20 protein-coding genes are annotated in these 23,032 nt (G+C 63.6%); 9 read left to right on the forward strand and 11 right to left on the reverse strand.

Annotated features, from left to right (window positions below; genetic code table 11):
- Window positions 1-11: 11 nt before the first annotated feature.
- Together QQJ96_RS02035 and QQJ96_RS02040 are read right to left on the reverse strand one after the other, a co-directional pair.
- On the reverse strand, window positions 12-1,016 hold the full coding sequence (locus QQJ96_RS02035) for a cupin-like domain-containing protein (RefSeq protein ID WP_284330261.1): 1,005 nt from the start codon (window positions 1,014-1,016) through the stop codon (window positions 12-14).
- 61 nt (window positions 1,017-1,077) lie between these two features.
- Window positions 1,078-2,790 carry an LTA synthase family protein gene (locus tag QQJ96_RS02040; protein ID WP_284330262.1) on the reverse strand — a complete coding sequence of 571 codons (1,713 nt, stop codon included), beginning with the start codon at window positions 2,788-2,790 and terminating at the stop codon, window positions 1,078-1,080.
- Window positions 2,791-2,954: 164 nt separating this feature from the next.
- On the opposite strand from QQJ96_RS02040, the gene QQJ96_RS02045 reads away from it, so the two are divergent.
- From QQJ96_RS02045 to QQJ96_RS02070, 6 genes are all read left to right on the forward strand, one after another.
- On the forward strand, window positions 2,955-4,982 hold the full coding sequence (locus QQJ96_RS02045) for a bifunctional 2',3'-cyclic-nucleotide 2'-phosphodiesterase/3'-nucleotidase (protein ID WP_284330263.1): 2,028 nt from the start codon (window positions 2,955-2,957) through the stop codon (window positions 4,980-4,982).
- Window positions 4,983-5,070: 88 nt separating this feature from the next.
- The gene (locus QQJ96_RS02050) at window positions 5,071-5,223 is read left to right on the forward strand and encodes a hypothetical protein (RefSeq protein ID WP_284330264.1); all 153 of its coding nucleotides are present in this window, start codon (window positions 5,071-5,073) and stop codon (window positions 5,221-5,223) included.
- Window positions 5,224-5,311: 88 nt separating this feature from the next.
- Entirely contained in the window at window positions 5,312-6,454 is a 1,143-nt protein-coding gene (locus QQJ96_RS02055) for a homoserine dehydrogenase family protein (protein ID WP_284330265.1), read from the forward strand.
- A complete protein-coding gene (locus tag QQJ96_RS02060; RefSeq protein ID WP_284330266.1) occupies window positions 6,451-7,440 on the forward strand; it encodes a homoserine kinase in 990 nt (329 codons plus the stop codon). The genes QQJ96_RS02055 and QQJ96_RS02060 overlap by 4 nt, the downstream gene beginning before the upstream one ends.
- Complete coding sequence (gene thrC / locus QQJ96_RS02065) at window positions 7,437-8,774, forward strand: threonine synthase (RefSeq protein WP_284330267.1); 1,338 nt, start codon at window positions 7,437-7,439, stop codon at window positions 8,772-8,774. The genes QQJ96_RS02060 and thrC overlap by 4 nt, the downstream gene beginning before the upstream one ends.
- Window positions 8,775-8,893: 119 nt before the next feature.
- Window positions 8,894-9,964: an IS110 family RNA-guided transposase gene (locus tag QQJ96_RS02070; protein WP_284330268.1), complete on the forward strand. Its 1,071-nt coding sequence runs from the start codon at window positions 8,894-8,896 to the stop codon at window positions 9,962-9,964.
- 311 nt (window positions 9,965-10,275) lie between these two features.
- Here the strand turns inward: QQJ96_RS02070 and QQJ96_RS02075 are convergent, their stop codons facing one another.
- The 9 genes from QQJ96_RS02075 to phnG all read right to left on the reverse strand — a co-directional run bounded on the left by QQJ96_RS02075 (window position 10,276) and on the right by phnG (window position 20,920).
- Window positions 10,276-12,279, reverse strand: a complete 2,004-nt coding sequence (locus QQJ96_RS02075; protein ID WP_284330269.1) for a tetratricopeptide repeat-containing sulfotransferase family protein — start codon at window positions 12,277-12,279, stop codon at window positions 10,276-10,278.
- Window positions 12,280-12,441: 162 nt separating this feature from the next.
- Window positions 12,442-15,096: a TonB-dependent receptor gene (locus QQJ96_RS02080; protein WP_284330270.1), complete on the reverse strand. Its 2,655-nt coding sequence runs from the start codon at window positions 15,094-15,096 to the stop codon at window positions 12,442-12,444.
- Between the two features lie 203 nt (window positions 15,097-15,299).
- Window positions 15,300-16,442, reverse strand: a complete 1,143-nt coding sequence (locus QQJ96_RS02085) for an alpha-D-ribose 1-methylphosphonate 5-triphosphate diphosphatase (RefSeq protein WP_284330271.1) — start codon at window positions 16,440-16,442, stop codon at window positions 15,300-15,302.
- Window positions 16,443-16,493: 51 nt separating this feature from the next.
- A complete protein-coding gene (gene phnL, locus QQJ96_RS02090) occupies window positions 16,494-17,195 on the reverse strand; it encodes a phosphonate C-P lyase system protein PhnL (RefSeq protein ID WP_284330272.1) in 702 nt (233 codons plus the stop codon).
- Window positions 17,192-17,962 carry a phosphonate C-P lyase system protein PhnK gene (gene phnK / locus QQJ96_RS02095; protein ID WP_284330273.1) on the reverse strand — a complete coding sequence of 257 codons (771 nt, stop codon included), beginning with the start codon at window positions 17,960-17,962 and terminating at the stop codon, window positions 17,192-17,194. The genes phnL and phnK overlap by 4 nt, the downstream gene beginning before the upstream one ends.
- Complete coding sequence (locus QQJ96_RS02100; RefSeq protein WP_284330275.1) at window positions 17,959-18,798, reverse strand: alpha-D-ribose 1-methylphosphonate 5-phosphate C-P-lyase PhnJ; 840 nt, start codon at window positions 18,796-18,798, stop codon at window positions 17,959-17,961. Before QQJ96_RS02100 ends, phnK begins: the two co-directional genes overlap by 4 nt.
- A complete protein-coding gene (locus tag QQJ96_RS02105; RefSeq protein ID WP_284330276.1) occupies window positions 18,795-19,898 on the reverse strand; it encodes a carbon-phosphorus lyase complex subunit in 1,104 nt (367 codons plus the stop codon). The genes QQJ96_RS02100 and QQJ96_RS02105 overlap by 4 nt, the downstream gene beginning before the upstream one ends.
- Window positions 19,899-20,477 (reverse strand): phosphonate C-P lyase system protein PhnH, encoded by a 579-nt coding sequence (gene phnH / locus QQJ96_RS02110; protein ID WP_284330277.1) that lies wholly within the window; start codon window positions 20,475-20,477, stop codon window positions 19,899-19,901. It abuts the gene before it with no gap.
- A complete protein-coding gene (phnG, locus tag QQJ96_RS02115) occupies window positions 20,474-20,920 on the reverse strand; it encodes a phosphonate C-P lyase system protein PhnG (RefSeq protein ID WP_284330278.1) in 447 nt (148 codons plus the stop codon). The genes phnH and phnG overlap by 4 nt, the downstream gene beginning before the upstream one ends.
- Window positions 20,921-21,054: 134 nt before the next feature.
- Here phnG and phnF point away from each other — a divergent pair, with 134 nt between their 5' ends.
- Genes phnF through phnN form a run of 3 tightly spaced genes read left to right on the forward strand, consistent with a single transcriptional unit; the run spans window position 21,055 to window position 22,987 of the window.
- A complete protein-coding gene (phnF, locus tag QQJ96_RS02120; protein WP_284330279.1) occupies window positions 21,055-21,786 on the forward strand; it encodes a phosphonate metabolism transcriptional regulator PhnF in 732 nt (243 codons plus the stop codon).
- Window positions 21,786-22,442, forward strand: coding sequence for a DUF1045 domain-containing protein (locus tag QQJ96_RS02125; RefSeq protein WP_284330280.1), 657 nt, complete (start codon window positions 21,786-21,788; stop codon window positions 22,440-22,442). The genes phnF and QQJ96_RS02125 overlap by 1 nt, the downstream gene beginning before the upstream one ends.
- A complete protein-coding gene (phnN, locus tag QQJ96_RS02130; RefSeq protein ID WP_284330281.1) occupies window positions 22,439-22,987 on the forward strand; it encodes a phosphonate metabolism protein/1,5-bisphosphokinase (PRPP-forming) PhnN in 549 nt (182 codons plus the stop codon). Before QQJ96_RS02125 ends, phnN begins: the two co-directional genes overlap by 4 nt.
- Window positions 22,988-23,032: the final 45 nt, after the last annotated feature.

The raw sequence follows: 23,032 nt of genomic DNA on the forward strand, positions 1-23,032 counted from the left end.
AGCCTACGCGGCTAAAGCTGCTTGAGGACGAGCTGTTTGAGCTGCTCCGCCAACTCCGGCGTGAGTTGCCCCAAGACACCGCGCTTGTCAGCCGGAATGTGCGCAACCGGATCGCTGCTGTCGAACAGGTAGTAATCCAGCAGATGTCGCCAACCCTCTCGCTCCGCTGGCGATAGCCACCTCATGCTCAGCAGCCCGTGCAGCAGAAAGCCGCGTGCCGAATACGTAGCAGGCACGCCGTCCAGCACCGGCTTCCACCAGTAATTCACCAGCGCATTGAGCCGTTCCAGCGATGCCACGTGATGCCACCACAGGGGCGGGATGTAGATCGCATCGCCCGGCTCCAGCACTGCCTGTTGCGCATGCGCCAACGCTTCCCTCAGTTTTGGAAAACGCGGATCGTCAGGTCGGTCCAGCCGCACCATGCTGATCGCCGCTCCGGTGGGCGCAAAATCCAACGGACCGACATAAAGATTCTTCACCTGCTCCGGCGGGAACAAGGTGAATTCCCTGCGTCCGCACACGACGCAGGCGATGTTGAAGTATTCGTCGAAATGCGCCGGCGTCACCACCCGATTGCCCAGCCACAAGCGCGGCTGGATCTGTGATGCGAGAAAGGATACGCCATGCTGTTCGGCGAAACCGGGCATGCATGAGGGTATCAGCGCGCTTTGCACAGCAAGCCCGGCGGTGCTGTGTTCACGACTGTATTGCGCCAGGCGTTGCAGTCCTTGCGTAAGGGACACTCGGTGATGTTCGTAATTGAATCCGCTCAGATCGGCGTTGTAGCCCACCCGGCCATCCTCGCCCGGTGGTATTAGCAAGGTGTCCACAGGTGTGCCGTTGTCCAACTCCGACACCCGGCGTGCGAAAGCTGTATCCGATTCCTGCGCGAGCTTGACGATCGGCCAGTCGCGAACCAGACCGCGGATGACCAGGGGACGGTCGCGGCCGGCAAAATCATCGATGGTTATCGATGAAATGGAAGCTTCGAATGCCTCAATGGATGCCATCATGGGTAGGCCGATAGCTGGGATGGTCATCCCAGCCTACATGAAGCACCGGCTGCTGCATGCGTCATTGATAGACGCGCAGGCGATTGAACACCCAACCGTAATAAGCCTTCACCAGCGACTTGTCGGCGCAATCGGCATACAAGCCGTTGCAGCGCTGCCGCAATGACCCCAGTGCGGAAAAATAGGCGTCCGGCTGCAGGCCGGCCGCATTCAGCACCATGCCCGGCAAATGCGCGATATCCAGCATGGGATAGGTCGGCAACGGCGCGCCGGGCAGGTTGCTCTTGATCATGTAGTAGGTCAGGTAGTCCCGGTATGGCACCAATGCCGGCGGCAGGCTACGCGGCAACGTGCGCATCAGGTCGTCGAACGAAGGCTGGTGGTCGCCGAAGTGCACCAGCACGGTCGGCTGTTCGCGATCGAGGAAGTCGTGCTCCAGCCCCTTCATCGCCATATCCGAATCATGCACACGCTGCAGATACGTGTCGAAATTCAGCGCCGTGGCCGGCGGCAAGCCTTGCAGCAGGTTCTGGAACGGCTTGGGCAGGGTCGACATCGGATCATCGTGCGGGCCGTGCTGGTTGATGGTGAGGACCATCATGAAAACCGGCTGGCCCGGTTTCTTCAGCTTGTCGTAGACGCGCTTGGCGGCTTGGAACATCTGGGCATCCGTTTCGTCCCAGTCGTCCAGGCCTAGCTCGCCGGCGCCGTAGAACTGATCCACGCCGTAAGCCTTATAGGCATCGCGTCCGTTGAGAAACTCGCCATGCGTGGGATAGACCGCCACGGTGAGATAGCCGAGCTTTTTCAGCAGCAGCGGCAGCGAGTCTCGCACGTGCGGGGCGAGCACATACGGTGCGTACATTCCACCGGGGCCGAAGATGTCCTGCGGCATGCCGGTGAGCGCAGCGAACTCGCTGACCCAGGTGCCGCCACCGAAGGTATGCACACGTAGCACGCCGGTGCCGCGCGTACGGGCATCCGGCTTGAACATGTCCAGGCGGCACTCAGGCACGTCGCAGTGCGTGAACGGCGCTGGATCGAAGGTGCTTTCCTCCAACACCTGCACGATGTCCGGATAATGGCTTGGATCGATGTTCGAGGGCACGTCCACCGCCGTGGCCTGCCATTCGCGTGCGGCCGTGGCAGCGTCGGAACCGGCCGGTACGTGCACGCTGGAGTCGCGCAAATTCACGAAGAAGTTGGTGAGATCCGCATCATCGGACATCTTTTCCCAGGTGCCTCTCGCGTGCACTTGTTCAAACGGACCGGTCGGCAGCAGGCAGATCCAGAACAGCAGCGCGCAAAGCACGATGCCTCCCACCCGCAGCAGGGAGCGCGGCATTTTGCGCAAATGCAGGAACAACTGCCGGTCGCAATACCACGCCAGCCACAGCACGATGGGTACTGCGATACCGACGCAGAGGCCGACGCTGTAGATGTTGGGATAGCGCCGCAAGGTTTCGAACAGGCTGGAGCGTACGTAGTAGACGAAGTCCGCCGGCATCAGCGGGGATTCGAGATACTGCTCTTTCAACACCGTGACGGCGCGCAACAGCAGGAACAGGCCTCCGCTGAAGACCAGCGCGAACGCCAGTCGCGCGAACACGAACAGCGCTACGCCAAACGCGCACAGCATCAGGGCCAATACAAAGCTGCGCTGTTCGAGCAGGGGCTCCTGCCAGGCGGTGAACCACACGCAGACGGCAAAGAACGCCCATGCGCAAGCAACAGTCACGCGGTTTCGCTCGGCGCGAAACGGAATCAACGGCATGAGCGATTTCCCTGTATCGGCGGCGCCAGCAAGGCGCTTTCTTCTGGTTGTCAAAAGAGCGTCATTTTACTGCCATTTTGGCGCCCGGCAGCTGCCGGAGGGCAGGCGCGGACTGTCACCCATATCTGCTAGGTTCATACATTTGGCGCCCTAGAACCTTCCCCATGCCTCAACGCTCCTGCCTCGCCGCCCTCGCCGCCGCTCTTTTCCTGGCCGGCTGCGCCAGCCAGCCGTCCGCCGAACAGCCCCGCGCCCAGCCGCTACCGGATGGCCTGCGCGCCGACATCGCGGTGCTGGAAACCACCGACCTGCACTCCAACGTCCTCAGCTACGACTACTACAAGCAGAAGGCCGACCCGACCCTGGGTTTCGAGCGCACCGTCACCCTGATCCGCAAGGCTCGCGAGCAGTTCACCAACAGCCTGCTGTTCGATGCCGGCGACACCATCCAGGGCAGCGTGCTGGCCGACTACCAGGCCAGGGTGCAAAAGCCGGGCTGCGGTGAAGAACTGGCGATCTACAAGGTAATGGACGCCGTGGGCTACGACGGCGGCACCATCGGCAACCACGAATTCAACTACGGCCTGCCCTTCCTTTCGCAGGTCACTGGTACGCCGATGAACGTGGACGGGGGCGCTACGCAACGCTGCGTCGGGCCGCGCTACCCGCTGGTGCTGGCGAACGTGTATAGCGCGCGCGACGGCAAGCCGATCTTCCAGCCGTGGACGATCGTCCAGCGCAAGATCGCGGCGTTTACGCCGGATGGCAGCAAGCTGAGCGTGCCGCTGAAGATCGCCATCATCGGCTTCACCCCCCCGCCGATCATGCAGTGGGACAAGCAGAACCTCGAAGGCAAGGTGACCGTCACCGGGGTAGTTGAAGCGGCACAGAAATACCTGCCCGAGATCCAGGCGCAGCATCCGGACCTGGTGATCGCCATCCTGCACGGTGGCATGAATACCTCGCCCTATACGTCCGACATGGAAAACGGCGGCTGGTATCTGGCCGGCGTGCCGGGCATCGACGTGTTGCTGATGGGACACGAACACACCGAATTCCCCGGCACGCGTTTCGAACACATGCAAGATGTGGACGACGAGCATGGCTTCGTGCGCGGCGTACCGGCGGTGATGGGTGGCTTCTTCGGCAAGGACCTGGGCGTGATCCGCCTGGCCATGCTGCGCCAGCAAGGCCATTGGACCATCGATAAAACCAAGACCTTCAGCCAGGTGCGGCCGATCTGCCCGCCCATGCTGGTCGCCGGCAAGCCCACCGTGTCGGCAAGTAACTGCGTGCCGGCTGATCCGCAAGTCGCCCTCGTAGTCGGCAAGCTGCAACAAGCGACGATCGATTACGTGAACACGCCGATCGGCCAAAGCACAGTGCGCATGAGCAGCTATTTCGCCGACGAGGGCGACATGAGCGCGCTGGCACCGGTGAATGCCGCGCAGATCGATTTTGTGCAGCATGAGCTGGCGACGGCGCATCCGGAACTGGCCAATGGGCCGGTGCTTGCCGCAGCGGCCGCTTTTCGCAATGGCTTCGGCGGTGCAGACGATTACACCGACGTGCAACCCGGCCCGCTCACCCTACGTAGCGCGGCTGATTTGTACTTTTACCCCAATACGCTTTCAGCCGTGAAAATCGACGGTGCGGCGCTCAAGGCCTGGCTGGAGAAATCCGCCGAACGCTTCAACCGCATCGATCCGAATGCAACCGGCGAACAGCAACTGATCAATAGCAAATACCCCGGCTTCAACTTCGACCAGATCCAGGGCGGCATCAACTATGTCATCGACGTCTCCCAGCCGGCCGGGCAGCGCATCGAAAAGCTCAACTACCAGGGCAAGCCGGTGACGGCGTCGCAGACCTTCGTGGTGGTGACCAATAACTATCGCGCCAGTGGCGGCGGGCGTTTTCCCGGCCTGGACGGCAGCAACATCGTGTTGACCTCGCCTGATGGCACGCGCGAGATTCTTGCGCAGTGGCTGAAGGCGCATCCCACGCTCAACGCAGACGATTTGCCGCGCTCCTCATGGCGTTTTGCACGACTGAAAGCGCGGGGCACGGTGGTGTTCACATCTGCCAGCGACAAGCAACCCGCGGCGGAGGCCGATGGGCTGCATAACATCCGGCAATTGCACGACAACGGCGATGGCACAGCCGTATACGCCATCGACCTGTCGTACTGAGACATGGCTTGCAGCAGCGAGCCAGCTGGACAATGGTTTCGCAAGCAACCGTTGACAGCCGCTGCAGTGCACAAGTAGTGTCGATGCCATGTCGCCCGCATTCACGCCAGCACGCATCGATTTCGCACCGGTCAGTACCGGTTGCATCGGCGTTGCGGCGGCAACGATCAGCGCCACGATTATTACCACCACTACCGGAACCGGAACGACCGGGTCTGGGGTGGTGTCTGTGCGCGAATAGTCTTCACACGCAAACGGTCCCGCCCTCGACGAGGCGGACCGGTACTCCCGAACCGCCAGCGAGCTAGGGGCCTCAACCGGAGGCCGTCATGGAAAGCTGTGCATCACCCATCGCCGAACACCCGCACCGCCTGCCCCCTTTGCAGGCCGCCGTGTCGCGACGACGAACGCTCGCCGTTGGCCTGATTGGTCCAGGGCGCGTAGGCAGCGTGTTGTTGGCGCAGTTGCGAGCCGCACAAGAACGCCTGCTGCGTGACGCGGGGCTGGCATTGAAGCTGTGCGGCGTAGCCGCCAGCCGCCGCATGTGGCTGGATTGCGATGATCCGGAACTCAATGCCCAGCACGACGCGCAAACCTGGCGCCCCACCGACCTGGAGCAATTCGCCGCGCACGTTCGCGGCGACAATGGCCGTCACGCGATGCTGATCGACTGCAGCGCGAACGACATGGTGGCTTCGCGGTATTCCTACTGGCTCGCTTCGGGCCTACACGTCGTAACGCCGAACAAACTGGCCAGCAGCGGCCCGCTCTCGCGCTGGCAGGCGATCCGCGCGGCAAGCCAGCACGGCGGCCGCTTCCGTTACGAAGCAACGGTATGCGCCGGCCTGCCGGTGGTGCAGACGCTGCGCGACCTGCTCGACACCGGCGATCAGCTGCTGTCGGTGGAGGGCATGTTTTCCGGCACGCTCGCCTGGCTGTGTTGCCATTACGACGGCAAACGCCCGTTCTCTGCGCTGGTACGGGAAGCGCACGCGCTTGGCTATACGGAACCTGATCCACGCGACGATCTCTCCGGCATGGATGTGGCGCGCAAGCTGGTGATCCTGGCCCGCGAAGCGGCCTGGCCATTGTCCCTGCATGACGTGGGCATAGAGAGCCTGGTGCCGTCCGAACTGGCTGAAGTGCCACTGGATGAATTCATGGCACGGCTGCCGGAACTCGACGCGCCGATGGCCGCGCGCCTCGCCGAAGCCAAGGCGCACCAAGGCGTGCTGCGCCACGTCGCCAGCCTCGACCGTAACGGCCGCACCCAGGTCGGCCTGCAGGCACTGCCTTCATCACACCCGTTCGCGCACACGCGGCTTACGGATAACATCGTGCAATTCCGCACCCAGCGCTACCACGACAATCCGCTGCTGGTGCAAGGTCCCGGGGCCGGTCCTGAAGTGACGGCGGCCGGGATCTTCACCGATCTGCTGCGCATCGCCGAAGCGCTGGAGGTGCGCGCATGAACGCCCCACTTGCCATGAAGTCCGCCATGCCCGCGCAACGCCTGCAAGCCGCCTCCGCCACTGCCTTCGCCAGCGTCGGCAACGTGGGCGTAGGTTTCGACATCCTTGGACACTGCATCACAGGCGCCGGTGATCGCGCCGACGTGCGGCGCGTCGATGCGCCCGTCGTGCGCCTGGCCAGCATTGACGGCTGCGTGGAAGTGCTGCCGATGGATGCGGCGCAGAACACGGCCGGCGCCGCCTTGATGGCCTTGCGCAAGGCACTGGGTTTGCAGCACGGCTTCGAGATTTCATTGCACAAGGGCATCGCGCTTGGTTCCGGCATGGGTGGCTCGGCGGCTTCGTGCGTGGCTGCGCTAGTCGCGGCGAATGCCCTGCTGGAGCGGCCACTTCCGCGCGAATCGCTATACGGCTTCGCATTGGAAGGCGAAGCTGTGGCCAGCGGTGGACGCCATGGCGACAACGTCGGTCCGATGCTATTGGGTGGCTTGGTGCTGGCAACGCGCGATCGCCTGGTGCGACTGCCGGTGCCGGCAAGCTGGCACTGCGCACTGGTGCATCCGCACGCAGTGTTGGAAACACGCAAGGCGCGCGCGGCGTTGGCCGGCGATTATGCGCTGGGCGAGTTCGTGGCCCAGTCGGCCAACCTTGCCCTGGTGCTGGCCGGCTGCTTCCGTGGTGAAGCGGAGCTGGTGCGCGAAGGCCTGAAGGATGTATTGGTGGAACCGCGGCGCGCCTCGCTGATCCCGAATTTCGCGCGCGTGAAGCAAGCCGCGCTGGATCACAAGGCGCTCGGCGCCAGCATCTCCGGCGCCGGGCCTAGCGTGTTCGGCTGGTTCGAACAACGCGCGCAAGCCGAGGCCGCTGCCGAAGCCATGCACAACGCGTTCGCCGAAGCGGGATTGGAGAGCGACCGCTTCGTTTCACCGGTGGATGGGCCTGCCGCTACCTTGGTTCCCGCGGTAGATGCGGGTGAGCGCGCATGAGTGCGGTCATGCGCTATCTCAGCACGCGCAGCGCCAGTCCCGCCGCCACCCTGAGCGAAGCAATCGCTGCGGGACTGGCACCGGATGGCGGCTTGTACGTACCGGATCGCTTGCCCAAGCTCGGCGTGGCCGACTTCAAGCCGGACGGCAGCCTGGCTGAAACGGCGACCACCCTGCTCGCGCCCTTCTTCGCCGGCGACGCCCTCGCTGCGGCGCTGCCGGCCATTTGCGCCGAAGCACTGACTTTTCCCACGCCCTTGCGCTCACTCCCGCAGCATCCGAATACCTGCGTGCTGGAGTTGTTCCACGGCCCCACGGCGGCCTTCAAGGATGTGGGGGCGCGCTTTCTTGCCGCCTGCCTGCGACGCTTGCGCGGCGATGCAACGACACCGTTGACCATCCTGGTGGCCACCTCCGGCGACACTGGCGCAGCGGTCGGCGCAGCGTTCCATCAGCAGCCCGGCATCGAAGTGGCGATTCTTTATCCCGATGGCCGCGTTTCGCCACGCCAGGCGCATCAGCTCGGCTGTTTCGGCGACAATGTGCAGGCATTGCGCGTGCAGGGCCGTTTCGACGATTGCCAGCGCATGGTGAAGGCCGCCTTGAATGACGCCTCGCTGCAGGCGCGGTCGCCGTTGTCATCGGCCAACAGCATCAGCCTGGGCCGCCTGCTACCGCAGATGAGCTACTACGCGCATGCCGCGGTGACGTGGTGGCAACAGCGTCGCGAAGCGCTGAACTTTATCGTGCCCACCGGCAACCTTGGCAATGGGCTGGCGGCGGTGTGGGTGCGCGCCATGGGCTTGCCGCTGGGCGAGATTCGCCTTGCCTGCAACGCCAACCAAACGCTGCCGGATTTCTTTGCCGGCCATGACTACACGCCACGCCAGGCGGTCGCCACGCTGGCCAATGCCATGGACGTGGGTGCGCCCAGCAATTTCGAACGCCTGCGTTGGACGTATCCGGATGCGGATGAGCTGCGCCGCGTCTTTCGGGCCCACAGCGTGGATGATCGCAATATCAGTGCCACCCTTTCCTTGCACGCGCGCGAACACGGCGAAGTGTTCTGCCCGCATACCGCAACGGCGATGCACGTGCTGGATCAGCTGCGCGCCGCCGGTGACAACGCGCCGTGGGCCGTGGTGGCCACCGCGCATCCGGCGAAGTTCGAAAGTGTGGTGGAGCCTTTGATCGGCAAACCGGTCGAGATGCCCACCGCGTTGGGGACCATGTTGCAACGCTCGGCTTCAGCAGAAGCCATGGCGGCGCAAGACAATGCGCTGCGAGAGTGGCTGCTGGATAGATCAGTGCAGCACGTGACGTTGCCTTCCTGAAAAGACCGGCACCGCAGCGATCGTAATCACATGGACTCGCCCCCGCTCCGATAAGGCCTCAAGGGCCAGCGGAGGAGAGTAAAAACTGCCCACCGTCACTGAAGAGCGAGGGCGAGTCCATGAACAAGCGTACTCCTACCGCAGAAGCCAGCGAACTGGCGATTGACCTGGCCAAGAACGTCTTTGACATCGTCGCAGCCGATCGTCAGGGTCGGGAGCTGTGGCATCGAAGCATACGTTCGCGTCGGGCATTCGAAAGCTTTCTGGACAAGCTCAGAGCGCCGTTGTGCGTGGGGATGGAGGCGGGCCCGGGAGTTCAAGCGTGGGGGCGGCGCCTGCAAGGGAATGGTATCGAGGTGAAGATCTTGCCGGCCCGTGCGGTGAAGGCGCATGCCCATCGCATGAAGAATGACCTCAATGACGCGCGAGCGATCCTGCGTGCGATGCGAGACAGTGACATCCACCCCGTCCCGGTCAAAACGCGTGAGCAGCTGGCGTTGCAGATGCAGCATCGGGTGCGTGCCGGCTGGGTGAATCGACGTACGGCGGCGTGCAATCAACTACGTGGTTTGCTGTTGGAGCAGGGGCTCGTTGCGGGGCGCAGTTGGGCGGCGCTGAAGGCGTTGGTGGATCGGGTGCTCCGTGGCGAGTGGTCCCTGCCGGAGGGCGTGGTGGACGTGGTGGAGGCATGCGCCAGTGAGTGGCAAAGTCTGAGCGCCCGCATTGAGGCAGCGACCGCCCGCTTGGCGCGTTTGGCGCATACCGATGAAACGGCCCAGCGGTTATGCACCATACCGGGGATCGGTCCGATCACCGCCACCGCGGTGGTGGGTAAAGGGCTCGATCCAACCCAGTTCAAGAACAGCCGGCGGTGTGGCGCTTACCTGGGCATCGTTCCCGAACAGCACGGCACGGGCGGGCGGGTCGTGCTGGGCAAGATGAGTCGCCGAGGCGATGCGTACTTGCGCACGCTGTTCATCGAAGGAGCCCTGTCGGTGGTCAGGCAGGCGAGGCGGCGCAAGGATGCCACGGACGTGCTGACCTGCCGCATACGGCGCTGGATGGAGCGCCATGGCGTCAAAGGCGCCGCTGTGCGCTTGGCCAATCACAACGTGCGCGTGGTTTGGGCCTTGCTTGAGCACGGTGGCACCTATCAGGTCAGCGCCAGCCACGCATCGATGACTTTGTAACCGAGTTTTCCCGAGCGTATCGCTCAACCGCTGCTGGATAACCTCGAACCCAGGTCAGACCGTCGCGAATCGATGCCTGCCAGCCTACCGACCCTTGAGGTCTTCACGTAATCGGCATTGCGCGAGCTCAAACGATGATGGCCCGGTGGCCCAAACCTGCCACCTTGATGAGGCCTCATACATAGATGCAGCCGGTACTCGGGGATAGAAAAAAGCGGTTGACGAAGGGGGCGAGTCCATACATAGGCTGGGATGACAATCCCAGCTTCGCGCGCCCTGGGGAAGCTGGGATTGTCATCCCAGCCTACGGGTTACGCGCGATAACGCTCCAAGGCATCAGCAAGCATTTCCTTGAGCGGAGCAAGCTGGGGCGCGTACCGGGTCCACTGGTCGATGCCGTCACGGAAGATGGGGCGGCGTACCTGCTCGGAACTGGCGGTGCGCACACTACGCTCGGTCTTGTGGAATTGGAGGCAATCCGGTTCGAACGGCAAGCCGCAGAAATCGAGGATGCGGCGCACGCTGCCTTCCAGGTCATCGACAACGTCTTCGTGATGCACGCGCAGCACACTGCCCGGCAGCACCTCGTCCCAGTGTTGCATTAGGTCGAGATAGGTACGGTAGTAGCGCGCGATGTCCTCGATGCTGTAGGTGAACTCCTGACCGGTGGCGAACAGCTGCTTGAGGTTGCTGAAGCAGCAGGCCATGGGTTCGCGACGTGCGTCGATGATCTTAGCGTTGGGCAGCAGCAGATGGATCAGGCCCAGGTGCCGGAAATTGTTCGGCATCTTGTCGATGAAGTAGGGCTTGCCGCTGCGGTAGATCCGGGTATCGCGCAGATACTTTTCGCCTAGCCGGCGAAAATCCTCGGGCTGCAGTTCGGCCAGCACGCCCGGATAGCGCGGATCGTCCAAGTTGGGATCGCGTCCTTGCAGATCGAGCACGATGCGCGGGATGTCGGCCAGTTCCTGGGTACCCTCGACCAGCGAGTGCGAGGCGAGAATCTGCTCGATCAGGGTGGAACCGGCGCGCGGCAAGCCGACGATAAAAATCGGGTCGGGACTGGGATCACCCGCGCCCGTACGGCTGGCCAGGAATTGGCGCGTGCAAACTTCGATCTGCCTGCGCGTGTTGGTCTCGATGATCTCCGGGCGATAGCGGCTTTCTGAGCGCTTGAGCGCATTGCCCTGTTCGTAATGGCGCCACGATTGAGCGTAGTCGCCACGGTCCTCCAACGCCTTGCCCAGCGCAAAACACAGATGATAGCGGTCGACCAGCGACGTATCCGGCGAGGCGACCTCGCTGCGCATGCGCGCGATCTCATCGTCCCCAAAAGCATAGGTCTTGAGGTTGGCCAGGCTCCAGTAGGCATCGCCAAAATTGGGGCGTGCCGTGGTGGCGGCGCGATAGGCGTCGATCGCCTCGGCCCGTCGACCTTGTGTCTTCAGCGAATGGGCGAGCGACAAATGCAGTTCGGCCGCGCCGGGCAGGTCGCGCAGCAGCTCCCGGTATAGCGCAATCGCGCGTTCGTGTTCGCCCAAGCCTACGCTCGCACTGGCGTAGAGCGTGCGGTAGTCGAGGTGCGCGGGGGTGATGACGAGCAGCTTTTCAACTTCCTCGCAGGCGCGCTGATACAAGTGCCGCTCAAACAAGACACAGGCGTAGTCGTAGCGCGCCGCATGATATTCCGGTGCGATCTTCAGCACGGCGTCGAGCAGGATTTCGGCGTCGTCGAGCACATCGCGGGCCAGACCGATGCGTGCGAGCAGACGCATCGCCTCGACATCGTTGCCCACGCGCAGCAAATACGGACGAATGACATTTTCGGCCGGCTCCAGGTCGCCATCCGAGAACAGGCTGGTAGCGTGAACGACTTCGGGCGCCAGGCGCTTGAGGGTGGCGACATGGGCCGCTGCCGTCGCGGCATTGGCGGCATCGCCGGTCATGCGGTACAGGCCTTCGAGCATGTGCCAGCTCGAAGGCAAGGCGGGATTGATGTTGACGGCACGCAGCAAGGCGTCGATCGCTTGCGGTGCATTGCGCATGGCCACGTAACACAGCCCGCGTTCTTCATGCAGGCGGCTGAATTGCGGATGCCCCTGTTCCAGCTGCGCCAGCGTCGCCAAGGCGGCTTGAAGCTGTCCAACGTGGCGCTGGCTTCTGGCGATCAGGTGCAGCACATCGCGATGGTTCGGCGCATCGAGCGCCAAAGCCTGGACAGCCTGCAAGGCCTGCGCATGTTGGCCTTGCTGCTGCCATTCGCGTACGCGTTGGAGCCCCTGCTCCACCGATGTGTCAACCGCCGTGGCGTTCATGCTCAAAACCTTAAAAAAAGGGGGTGGGCTTGCGCCCACCCCAATTCTACTTTCCTGCTAGCGGAGCAAGGACTTGTAGGCTGGGATGCCAATCCCAGCATCTGGAAGCCACCGGGAGCTGGGATTGACATCCCAGCCTACGCCCGGCGGCTATTGAGCAGGTCAGAACTTGTAGCCGAACTTCACACCCAGCACGCGCGGGCGCAGGGGCACTTCCGACTTGATGAACTCGGCCGAGGAGGTGAACACGCTCGCATGGCTGTTGCCCAGGTTGGTGCCGTACAGGGAAACGTTCCACGCGTCCTTGGCAACGCCGATCGAGGCATCGAAGGTGGTGTAGCCAGCCTGCAGATAACGCAGCTCCACCGTAGTGACGTTGGTCACGCCCTCGCCACTGGGATAGGTGGCCGGCTGGTTGTACATCGAACCGGTGTAGTTGGCGCCGAACTGCCAGAAGGCCTTGTAGCCGCCACCGAAGGTCCAGTCGTAACGCAGGCGCATATTGACCTGCGAACGCGGCGAGAAGGCCGGGGTGCTGCCGATGACACCGAACGGATTGGCGAACGACGTCACCGCGCCAATCGCACCGGTCTGGATGATGCACTGGTTGAAATTGGGCGATTTGGCGATGTTGTCGACCAGGCACGGCGAATTGGTCTGTTTGGCGTGGTTGAGCGAACCGGAGCCGATGAGCGACAGGCCATCCGTCAGACGCGCATGCCATTGCAGCTCCAGGCCGTCCACTTTGTAGTTCGGACCGTTCACCGCGAAGGTGGTGTTGCCCAGCACCAGCGGGTTGAAGAACTGCATCTGCACGTTGTCCCACCGCATGTCATACAACGAGCCGTTGAGCAGCAGGCGGTCGTTGAAGAAGGTGGTCTTGAAGCCGATTTCGTTGTTGGTCAGCGTATCGGGGGCGTAGCTGATCGGCTTCTGGTACTGCGCCTGGCCGTCGAGCTTCGCCACGGCGCCGGTGGTGCGGTTGAAGCCGCCCGGACGGAAGCCCTGCGAGAAGGTGTAGTACACCATCATGTCCGGCGTGATGTGCCATTCCACGTTCGCACGGCTCTTAAAGCCGTGATAGGTGGTGTGGTAGTTCATCACCGCATCATTGCCCAGGAAGCTGCCGTTGGGGACGTTCACCTGGTTGCTGGCGGTCCAGAACTCCGTGCCAGTCTGCCATTCGGAGTAATGGTAGTAACGCGTACCGCCGGTCACGGTCAGCACATCCGGGATGATGTCATAGGACAGCGAACCGAACGCTGCTTCCTGCTTGTAGCCACGGTTCTCGACTTCACCGAAGGCGGTGCCGTCGGGGAGCATCACGCCAGGGGACGACATCGCGTTGGCCACGCAGGGTGCGCCGCCAGCGAGAGCACTGGTGAGGTTCTGCGGCGTACAGGACGGGATCGTCCTGTAGTTGAAGTCCATGTGGTCGTCGATGTTGAAGTTTTCATAGTACAGGCCACCGATCACGCGCAGGCGATAGTCGTCCGGCGTGCTCAAGCGCAGCTCGTGCGTCTCGTGCGTGCTGGCCACGTGGTCGTTCCAATAGCCGATCGGCGAATAGCAGGTCGGCTTGCCGGCGCTGGACAGGCCAGCCGAGGTGCCGGTGCAGCTGTAATACATGCCGCCGGCGCTGCGCGAGTAGTTGGTGTAGTCCTGCTGTTCGCTGATGTGGCGGTTGGTGTAGCCACCGGTGTAAACCAGCGAAAGATCGCCGATCTGGCCATTCAACGTCCAGGCGGTGTTGGCGAAATGGTCCTTGTTCCAGCCCGGCACGAACGCGGTGATCTGGTTGGTGCCAAGCGTCTGGCCATCGGCACCGATCGGATAGACCGAAGACTGGCCGCGGGCGTCCAGGTCCTGGTAGCTCTCGGTGATCAGCGCATTCCAGTTGTCGTTGATCTGGTAGGCGAGGCCCACGCGGCCGCCCTGGTAGGTGACCGGGTTCCACGCGGTCTGCGCCACGGGATAGTTGTTGGCGACCGGGGTGCCGCCGGCGGCCACATACGGCGCCATGGCGCCGCCACCGTCGGTGGGCTGGCGGGTGAACGTGCTGGGCACGTTGTCGATATAACCGCCCTGGCGCTCGTTGTAGAGGACGCCACGCACGGCGAGCTTGCCGGTGATGATTGGCAGGTTCAGCACTACGTTGGCCGAGTTGTTGGCCGCACCGCCCGCGGTCGTGCCGACGCTGGCTTCCGCGCTGCCGCTGACCTTGTACAGATCCGGCTTGTTGGTGATGTAGCGCACCGCGCCCGCTTCGGCGCCGCCGCCGAACAGGGTACCCTGCGGGCCTTCGAGCACTTCGACGCGTTCCATGTCGGCCATGTAGATGTCGAGGTTGCGCGCCGGGAACTGCATCGACTGGTCGTCGAGGTAGACCGCGACGTTCGGGAACGGCGCGATGGACGCGCTGGACTGGTTGCCCAGGAAGCCGGTGCTCAGGCCGCGCATGTAGATATTGCCCTGGCCCGGACCGTTGCTGGCGAAGGTCACGTTGGGCAGGTATTTGATCAGGTCGTTGAACGACACGATGTTCTGTTGCTGCAGGGTGGTGGCAGTGAACGCTTGCAGCGTGATCGGCACGTCCTGCATGTCCTCGGCCGTGCGCTGCGCGGTGACGGTCACTACGCCGAGCATGGCTGCCTGGGCCGTATTGGCCTTATCGGTGGACTTGTCCGCCGGCTGCGCCGGCTGGCTGGTCGAAGCGGGTTGGGTCGTCGCAACCGGTGGGGTCGTGCCATCAGCGTAGGACACACGACTCACCGCGAGCGCGGCCAGCACCGCGCAGGTGATTGGATTGATCTTCAAGATGGTTTCCCCCGAGGGTGTGATGGCCGGAATCCGCCGGCGCAAATGTTTGATACTGCAACTAGGGAAAGGCTAGACAACCGCGATGAAACGCTTATGACGTGGTCTAGCCAAGTTGGATAGATGTCTATACCTTTTCTCGGCGGCAAAGCTTGGGAGGCCGAGGGCAACAACCGCGAAGCGCGGTCATGCGCATGAAACGATTAGAACGCACGCTCTCCGCGCACCCACACGTTGCGCACGATAGGCAGGTTTCCCACGGCGCGCATGCGCACCAGGTCCGCGCGCATGCCGGCCTTTAGCAAGCCACGGTCCTCAAAGCCGAGCGCCTTGGCGGGATTGCGGCTGACCGTCGCCATCGCCTTGGGCATCGACCAGCCGGCATGCGCGTGCAGCATGAAGGCACCGTGCAACAGGCTGGCCGGCACATAGTCGGACGACAACATGTCCAGTCGATCGGTGCGCGCCAGTTCCAGCGCGGCGACATTGCCCGAATGCGAACCGCCGCGTACGACGTTGGGCGCCCCCATCACGGTGACCAGACCGCGCGCATACGCGGCATCGGCGGCTTCTTGGGTGGTGGGAAATTCCGAAATCGTCACGCCAATACGGTGCGCGTGCTCCACCTGTTGGGTGTCCGTGTCGTCATGACTGGCCAGCACCATGTTGCGGCCGTGCATCATGCCCAGCACGACGCTTTCGTGCCTTGCGCTGTATTGGGCTTGCTGCTCGGTGCGACGCCTCACTACGTCGGCGAATTCGTCTTCCGTCCAGCTTATGTGGTTCTTGCTGTAGTACTTGCGGTACTGCGCCAGGTCGCGGTACTGGCGCTGGCCCGGCGTGTGGTCCATCAGCGAGATCAGGCGCACGCTGCCGTGGTCCATCAACGGCTCCAGCGCTTCGATCAGGCGCGGATAGGCCAGCTCGCAGCGCAGGTGAATCCAGTGCTCGGCGCGCAAGGCGCCGGTTGCCTGCCCTTCCAGAATCGCATCGTAAGTGCTGCGCAAGGTTTCGATGCGCACGCTTTCCTCTTCCAGGTCTCCGACCGACAGCGCATCGAAAACCGTGGTGATGCCGGCCGCCGCTACTTGCGCGTCATGGGTCAGCACCGCGGGAATCGATGGCCAGAGCACGCCCGCGCGCGGCATCAGGTGCTTTTCCAAATTGTCGGTGTGCAGCTCCACCAGGCCCGGAATGACGTAGTCGCCGTCGCAATCGATCGCGCCGGGCGCCTGCGTCGAGCCGTCTTCGACCAAACGGATGATCCCCTTGCGGGCGATCAGGGTGCCGTGGATCACGCCGTCGTCCTGCACGATGCGGGCATTGGTCAAAACAAGATCGTTCATGGTCATCTCAGTGCAGACTGTTATCAATGATCGGGTGGTTGAAACGGTGCATCAGGCGGCTTCGAGCGCTTGCATCGGGAACAGGCGGGTGGCGACGCGATCGCGCATGTCCTCGTCATGGAAGATGCCGAGCACGGCCGAACCGGCACTGCGCGCTTCGGCCAGCAACTCCGCGACGATGGCGCGGTTGTCCGCATCCAGCGATGCCGTCGGCTCGTCCAGCAACAGGATCGGGCGCGGCACGATCAAGCCGCGCGCGATGTTCACGCGCTGCTGTTCGCCACCGGAGAAGGTACCCGGCGGAAGTTGCCACAAGCGTTCGGGCACGTTCAGTCGGCTTAACATGTAGGCCGCACGGCGGCGCGCCTGTTGGACGTCGACGCCATGCTCCACCAGCGGCTCAGCAACGATATCCAGCGCCGGCACGCGCGGAATCACACGCAGGAACTGGCTCACATAGCCCAGCGTCTGACGCCGGACGTCCAGCACTTCGTGCGGCGTCGCCTTGGCCAGGTCGAGCCAGCGATCCTGGTGCCGCACATGCACCGCGCCCAGGCTGGGCCGATAGTTGGCGTAGATCACGCGCAGCAAGGTGCTCTTGCCCGCGCCCGACGGACCGGACAACACCACGCATTCGCCGGCGTGCAGCCGCAAATCGAGTCCACGCAACACATTCAGGCGCGCTCCGTGCTGCTGGTGCAATTCGAACGACTTGCTGAGGTCGCGCAGTTCAAGCATCAGGGCGGCGGTCATGTGGTCAACACCGAGGAAACGAGCAATTGCGTATAGGGATGTTGCGGATCGTCCAGAATCTGGTCGGTAAGGCCGGTTTCGACCACACGGCCGCCTTGCATCACGATCGTACGCGCCGCAAGCAGGCGGGCCACGGCCAGGTCGTGCGTCACCATCACAGCGGCCAGTCCCAACTCGTTCACCAGCCGCCGCAACAGGTCGAGAATGCGCGCCTGCACCGAGACGTCCAGGCCGGCCGTGGGTTCGTCCATGAATACCAGGCGCGGTTGCGTGACGAGCGTGCGTGCAATCTGCAAGCGCTGCTGCATGCCGCCGGAGAAACTGGTGGGCGCGTCATCGATGCGCGTGGGATCGATCTCCACGCGTTCCAGCCAATGCCGTGCGGTGGCGCGCAATTGGCTGTAGTGGCGCATGCCGAGCGCCATCAGGCGTTCGGCGACGTTGGCGCCCGCGCTGACATTCAGGCGTAGGCCGTCGCGGGGGTTCTGGGTGACGAAACCCCATTCCTCGCGCGCCAGACGGCGCCGGTCCGCTTCGCTCAGCGTGCCAAGCTCGAGCCATTCGCCGTCGCGCTGGCGGTAACGCACGCTGCCCGCAGTGGGCGTGAGCTGCGCCGCAACGGCGTTGAGCAGCGTCGATTTGCCCGAGCCCGATTCGCCGACGATGCATAGCAGCTCACCAGGATGCAGGTCGAAACTCACGTCTTGGCAACCTACCCGTGGCCCGTAGTGAAGGCTCAGGTTGCGTACTTGCAGCAGCGCGCTCATGCCTGTGCCTCCACCCGGCGGCCGCTGCAGTAGTCGGTGTCTGAACATACGAACATGCGCGCGCCGTGGTCGTCCACCACCACCTCGTCCAGGTAGCTGTCGCCCGAGCCACACAAGGCGCACTGGTGGTCCCAGCGCTGCAGCTCGAAAGGATGATCGTCGAAGGCCAGGCTTTCGACGCTCGTATACGGCGGAATGGCGTAGAGGCGTTTCTCGCGCCCCGCACCGAACAACATCAGCGCTGGCGAGCGATCGAGCTTGGGATTGTCGAACTTGGGAATGGGCGAAGGCGAGGTAAGGAAGCGGCCGTCGACCAGCACCGGGTAGTCATAACTGGTGGCAATGTGCCCGTACTGGGCGATGTCTTCGTACAGCTTCACATGCATCAATCCGTAGTCGGCCAGGGCGTGCAGCGTACGCGTCTCGGCTTCGCGGGGCTCCAGGGTGCGCAGCGGTTCGGGTTCCGGCACCTGGAAGATCAGGATCTGATCTTCCCTGAGCGATGTTTCAGGAATGCGGTGGCGGGTCTGGATCAGCGTGGCGTCGGTAGTGTGCTCAGTGGTGGCGATACCGGCCACGCGGGAGAAAAAGCGACGGATATTCACGGCGTTGGTGGTGTCGTCCGCGCCTTGGTCGATCACCTTCAGCACGTCGTCAGGTCCAAGCAAGGCAGCCGTCACCTGGATGCCGCCGGTGCCCCAGCCGTAAGGTAGCGGCATTTCGCGACTGCCGAACGGGACCTGATAGCCGGGAATCGCCACGGCTTTGAGCAGCGCGCGGCGCAGCATGCGCTTGGTGTCTTCATCGAGGAAAGCGAAGTTGTAGCGCGGTGTCATGCCTGCGCTCCTCCGGCGATGCTGCCTGGCTGCTCGTCGGCATCCGCGGCGTACTGCGCGGCCAGGGTCCGCAGCAGCGACAGTTCCGCCTGGAAATCCACGTAATGCGGCAGTTTCAGGTGCTGCACAAAACCGGATGCCTCCACGCTGTCCGAATGCGACAGCACAAACTCCTGGTTCTGCGCCGGCGCATGGCTCGCTTCGGCCAGTTCATCGCAGCGCAAGGCGCGATCGACCAGCGCCATCGACATGGCCTTGCGTTCGCCCTCGCCCATGCTCAGGCCGTAGCCGCGCGTGAATTGCGGGGGAGTGCCATTGCCACCGTGGAATTGATTGATCATCTGGCATTCGGTCAGCGTGATCGAGCCGATTTCGATCGGGAAACCAAGCTCGTCGGGGCAGATCACGACATCCACCTCGCCCATGCGGATTTCGCCGGCAAAAGGATGGTTTTCCGCATAACCGCGCTGCGTGGAATAGGCCATGCCGAGCAGGAAGCCTTCATCGCCACGCGCGAGATTCTGCAGGCGCGTGGCGCGGTCGGCGGGAAACGTCAGCGGTTCGCGCGTCAGGTCCATGGGTTCCGGATCGCTGCCGGGATCGATGCGTTCGATCAGGGCTTCGGCATCGAGCAGATCCAGTACACGCGGCATATGGGCCGGCAGCGCCGCATCGGCGGGCTGCACCTCTGTGATTGGCACGGTGTCGAATTCGAGCAGGCGTTGCGTGTAGTCATACGTGGGGCCCAGCACTTGCCCGCCGGGAATGTCCTTGAACGTGCCCGAGACACGGCGTCGTACACGCATGGCCGCGGTATTCAGCGGCCTCGTATAGCCAAAACGTGGCAGGGTGGTGCGGTACGCACGCAGCAGGAAGATCGCTTCCAGCATGTCGCCCGCGGCCTGGCGTATGGCCAGGGCGGCCAGCTCTTCGTCATACAGCGAGCCTTCTTGCATCACGCGCGCAACGCCCAGACGAAGCTGCTCGCGGATCTGCGCCAGCTCCAGCTCCGGCACAGCCCTGTCGCCACGGCGCGCTTCCGCCAGCAATTCCAGCGAACGGGCAATGGCCTGCTCGCCGCCTTTTACGGCTACATACATTCAACCCTCCAACAAGCGAGTCGTGCGCGGCATGGCAACGACGTGTTGCGCGGCGACGAAATACAGGTCCACACCCAGCGGCAGCTGCGCGGAAAGCGCCGCGCGCTGGCGCCAGAACCCATCCTGCAGCCCCTCGATGGCTAGCATCTCGGTATGGCGGATGCCGGGGCCGGCAAAGCGCGGACCGCGATCGGTGCGAAAACCTTCGACCTGCACGATCAGGCTGGCCGAGCGATCCGGATAGCGCAGATCGCCGCGCGCGAAACCCTCCAGAGCGGGCATCGAAGTGGGGTCGTCGATCAATGCGAAATCCGCCTGCTGCACCTGGTCGGCCAGCCGCAAACCGGCGTGAAAGCGCAGATGTTCGGCTACTTCGGCGTTGGGCTGCTGCAGCCACAGCGTGGTCGTGGCATCGCACAGGGTCAGCACAATCGCCATCGCTTCGGGCATGACCGGTGCGGGAGAGGGCGGCAACACAGGCAGGCGGCGCGGCACCGCCGGCCGGGCCATCGCCTGCAGCAGTTCGCGGAACGTGCGCTGGCTGTCGAATACGGGATCGGCAAAGGCGGCCAGCATCATTCGCCCCTCACCACGGTAAAGAATTCCACCTTGCTTGCGGCCGCCCTGCGGCTCGCCGCCTCACGGCGCTCGTCGAGCGAACGGCGGAGCGGTTCGAGCACCTGCTGGCGCAGCTGCGGGGCCTGCTCGGGATCCTGCATCAGCGCGTCGGCAAAGGCGGCCAGCTCGGCGTGGCGTGCCTGGCTGCCACGCACCCAGGCATGCCCGATGCGCTCGCCCACCTGGACGCTGCAGCGGGTCACGGTGACTTCACCGAAGTTGAATTGCGGACCGGTGCCGCCGACCCGGCCGCGCAGCATGTACAAGCCGGTCTGGGCCGGACGCAGCCAGGCGGTATCGGCCGGCGGCGCAAAGGCGTCCATGGCCACGGCCAGTTCGGCCGGATCGGCCTGCGCCAGCAGCGACATCCATTGCGCGCGCGCCAAGTGGGGGGAGGTGTCCATGGGTGTTCCTAGGCTTGTCACAAATATCTAGTTATCTAGACAGGTCAGGACGCGACAATGCGCCTCCTGATAGCCATTCCAGCAGGTCAGCGTGCCGCTGCCATGACGATGATTAGACAGGTTGAGGACGTGGTATGAGCGAGATCGAACGCGGACGAGGGGTGGCGCTGTGGAGCCAGATCAGTGGCATCCTCGCGTCGGACATACTGAAGGGCCAGCTACGCCAGGGTGAGCAGTTGCCCTCGGCGCAGGAGCTGGCCATGCGCTTCAACGTCAATCGCCACACCGTGCGCCGCGCCATCGCGGCCCTGGAGCAACGCAACCTGGTGCGCACCGAACAGGGCCGCGGCACCTTCGTGCAGGAGCAGACGCTGGATTACGTCATCAGCCGCCGCACGCGTTTTACCCAGAACATGCGCAATCTGAACGTCGACGCCGATATCCGGGTGCTGGAAGAGGCGCATGAGCTGCCGCCGCCACCGGTGGCACGGGCTCTAGGCCTGGATCGCAATGAATACGTCTACCGCGTCGAAACGCTGGACCGCGCCGATGGCCACATCATCGACTACAGCACGTCGTATTTTCCCGCCGCACGTTTTCCCGACCTACCCGCGCTATACCGGCGCCTGCTGTCGGTCACCCGCACGCTGGCCGAATTCGGCGTCGCCGACTACGAACGCAAACATACCCGCGTTTCCGCCCGTCTCCCCGACGCCACTACCGCGCGCGTGATGCAGCAGCAGACCAGCCGCCCCTTGCTGTATGTGGAATCGATCAATGCCGACACGCGTGGCGTGCCGGTGCAGTACGGGATCACGCGATTTTCTGGCGACTGGGTGCAACTGGTGCTGATGGCGGATCACTGATGCGTTACGCCGTGTATTTCTGCCCAACTGCCGGCAGCGAACTGGGTACTTTCGGCCATGACTGGCTGACTACCGACGCCATTGCGGGCATTGCCGCGGAACGTTTGCGCACATTGACCAGCAACGTGCATCGCTACGGCTGGCACGCGACGCTGTGTGCTCCGTTCGCACTGGCCGAGCAGGCCAGCTATGACGAGCTTCGCTCCCAGGTAGCGGACATCGCACAACACACTCAGACCATTGAACTTCCCCTGCACCTTCAGCGGCTGGCGGGCTTCCTGGCATTGCGCCCGTCAGCTGACGAGCGGGACATCAACCGGCTGGCCGAGCAATGCACGCGTCGCTTGAAGGCGCTGCGCGCGCCAACCACCGAGGCAGCATGGCAGCGCAGGGCGGCGAAGCTCGATGCCACCGAACTGGCCTTGTTCCGGCAATTTGGCTACCCCTACGTGCTGGACCGTTATCGCTTCCACCTGACCTTGTGCGCAGCTGCCAGCGAAGAAGAAGAATCCGCGTTGCGGGCATGGCTGTCGCCCAGGGTGGCAAGCCTCCCGCCGGCCCGCATCGATGCGCTGACGATTTGCCGTGAAGCGGAGCCGGGACAGCCGTTCGAACCATTCGAACGTTTTGCGCTCGGCGCAGGTGTGCGCGCATGAGCGCGGGCCATCTGTATTACGTGATGGGACCTTCCGGCGCCGGCAAGGACAGCGTGTTGGCCTGGGTACGCGAGCATGGCATTGCCCACGGCGTGGTGTGCGCGCATCGTTATATCACCCGTCCCGCGCATGCTGGCGGCGAAAACCATGTGGCGCTGAGCGAGGCGGAGTTCCAATTGCGCGAGCAGCGTGGTTTGTTCGCTCTCACGTGGCAGGCGCACGGCCTGCACTATGGCATCGGCAATGAAGTGGCGCTCTGGCTGGCGCGTGGCGCCGATGTGCTGGTGAATGGATCGCGCGGCGCCCTTGCCTTGGCCTGCGAGCGGTTTCCGGCGTTGCGGCCGGTGCTGATTACCGCCAGCCCCCAGGCGATCGCCAGCCGCCTCGCGGCACGCGGGCGCGAATCGGAACAAGACATCACCGCGCGACTCGCCCGCATGGACGCCTACCCGATTCCTGCCGGCAGCGTGGTGATCCAAAACGACGGCAGTATTGCCGATGCCGGCTCAAGCTTGCTACGGGCGATTCACTCCGCTCACGCATAGGCTGGGATGCCAATCCCAGCATTGCCATGCATGCAGCCGCGCGAT

It is taken from the genome of Dyella flagellata, from assembly GCF_030160275.1.
GTDB lineage: Bacteria > Pseudomonadota > Gammaproteobacteria > Xanthomonadales > Rhodanobacteraceae > Dyella_B > Dyella_B flagellata.

Coding starts and splice junctions, on each gene's coding strand:
- QQJ96_RS02035 (WP_284330261.1), bottom strand. CDS start 1,016: ATGATGGCATCCATTGAGGCATTCGAAGCTTCCATTTCATCGATAACC.
- QQJ96_RS02040 (WP_284330262.1), bottom strand. CDS start 2,790: ATGCCGTTGATTCCGTTTCGCGCCGAGCGAAACCGCGTGACTGTTGCT.
- QQJ96_RS02045 (WP_284330263.1), top strand. CDS start 2,955: ATGCCTCAACGCTCCTGCCTCGCCGCCCTCGCCGCCGCTCTTTTCCTG.
- QQJ96_RS02050 (WP_284330264.1), top strand. CDS start 5,071: ATGTCGCCCGCATTCACGCCAGCACGCATCGATTTCGCACCGGTCAGT.
- QQJ96_RS02055 (WP_284330265.1), top strand. CDS start 5,312: ATGGAAAGCTGTGCATCACCCATCGCCGAACACCCGCACCGCCTGCCC.
- QQJ96_RS02060 (WP_284330266.1), top strand. CDS start 6,451: ATGAACGCCCCACTTGCCATGAAGTCCGCCATGCCCGCGCAACGCCTG.
- thrC (WP_284330267.1), top strand. CDS start 7,437: ATGAGTGCGGTCATGCGCTATCTCAGCACGCGCAGCGCCAGTCCCGCC.
- QQJ96_RS02070 (WP_284330268.1), top strand. CDS start 8,894: ATGAACAAGCGTACTCCTACCGCAGAAGCCAGCGAACTGGCGATTGAC.
- QQJ96_RS02075 (WP_284330269.1), bottom strand. CDS start 12,279: ATGAACGCCACGGCGGTTGACACATCGGTGGAGCAGGGGCTCCAACGC.
- QQJ96_RS02085 (WP_284330271.1), bottom strand. CDS start 16,442: ATGAACGATCTTGTTTTGACCAATGCCCGCATCGTGCAGGACGACGGC.
- phnL (WP_284330272.1), bottom strand. CDS start 17,195: ATGACCGCCGCCCTGATGCTTGAACTGCGCGACCTCAGCAAGTCGTTC.
- phnK (WP_284330273.1), bottom strand. CDS start 17,962: ATGAGCGCGCTGCTGCAAGTACGCAACCTGAGCCTTCACTACGGGCCA.
- QQJ96_RS02100 (WP_284330275.1), bottom strand. CDS start 18,798: ATGACACCGCGCTACAACTTCGCTTTCCTCGATGAAGACACCAAGCGC.
- QQJ96_RS02105 (WP_284330276.1), bottom strand. CDS start 19,898: ATGTATGTAGCCGTAAAAGGCGGCGAGCAGGCCATTGCCCGTTCGCTG.
- phnH (WP_284330277.1), bottom strand. CDS start 20,477: ATGATGCTGGCCGCCTTTGCCGATCCCGTATTCGACAGCCAGCGCACG.
- phnG (WP_284330278.1), bottom strand. CDS start 20,920: ATGGACACCTCCCCCCACTTGGCGCGCGCGCAATGGATGTCGCTGCTG.
- phnF (WP_284330279.1), top strand. CDS start 21,055: ATGAGCGAGATCGAACGCGGACGAGGGGTGGCGCTGTGGAGCCAGATC.
- QQJ96_RS02125 (WP_284330280.1), top strand. CDS start 21,786: ATGCGTTACGCCGTGTATTTCTGCCCAACTGCCGGCAGCGAACTGGGT.
- phnN (WP_284330281.1), top strand. CDS start 22,439: ATGAGCGCGGGCCATCTGTATTACGTGATGGGACCTTCCGGCGCCGGC.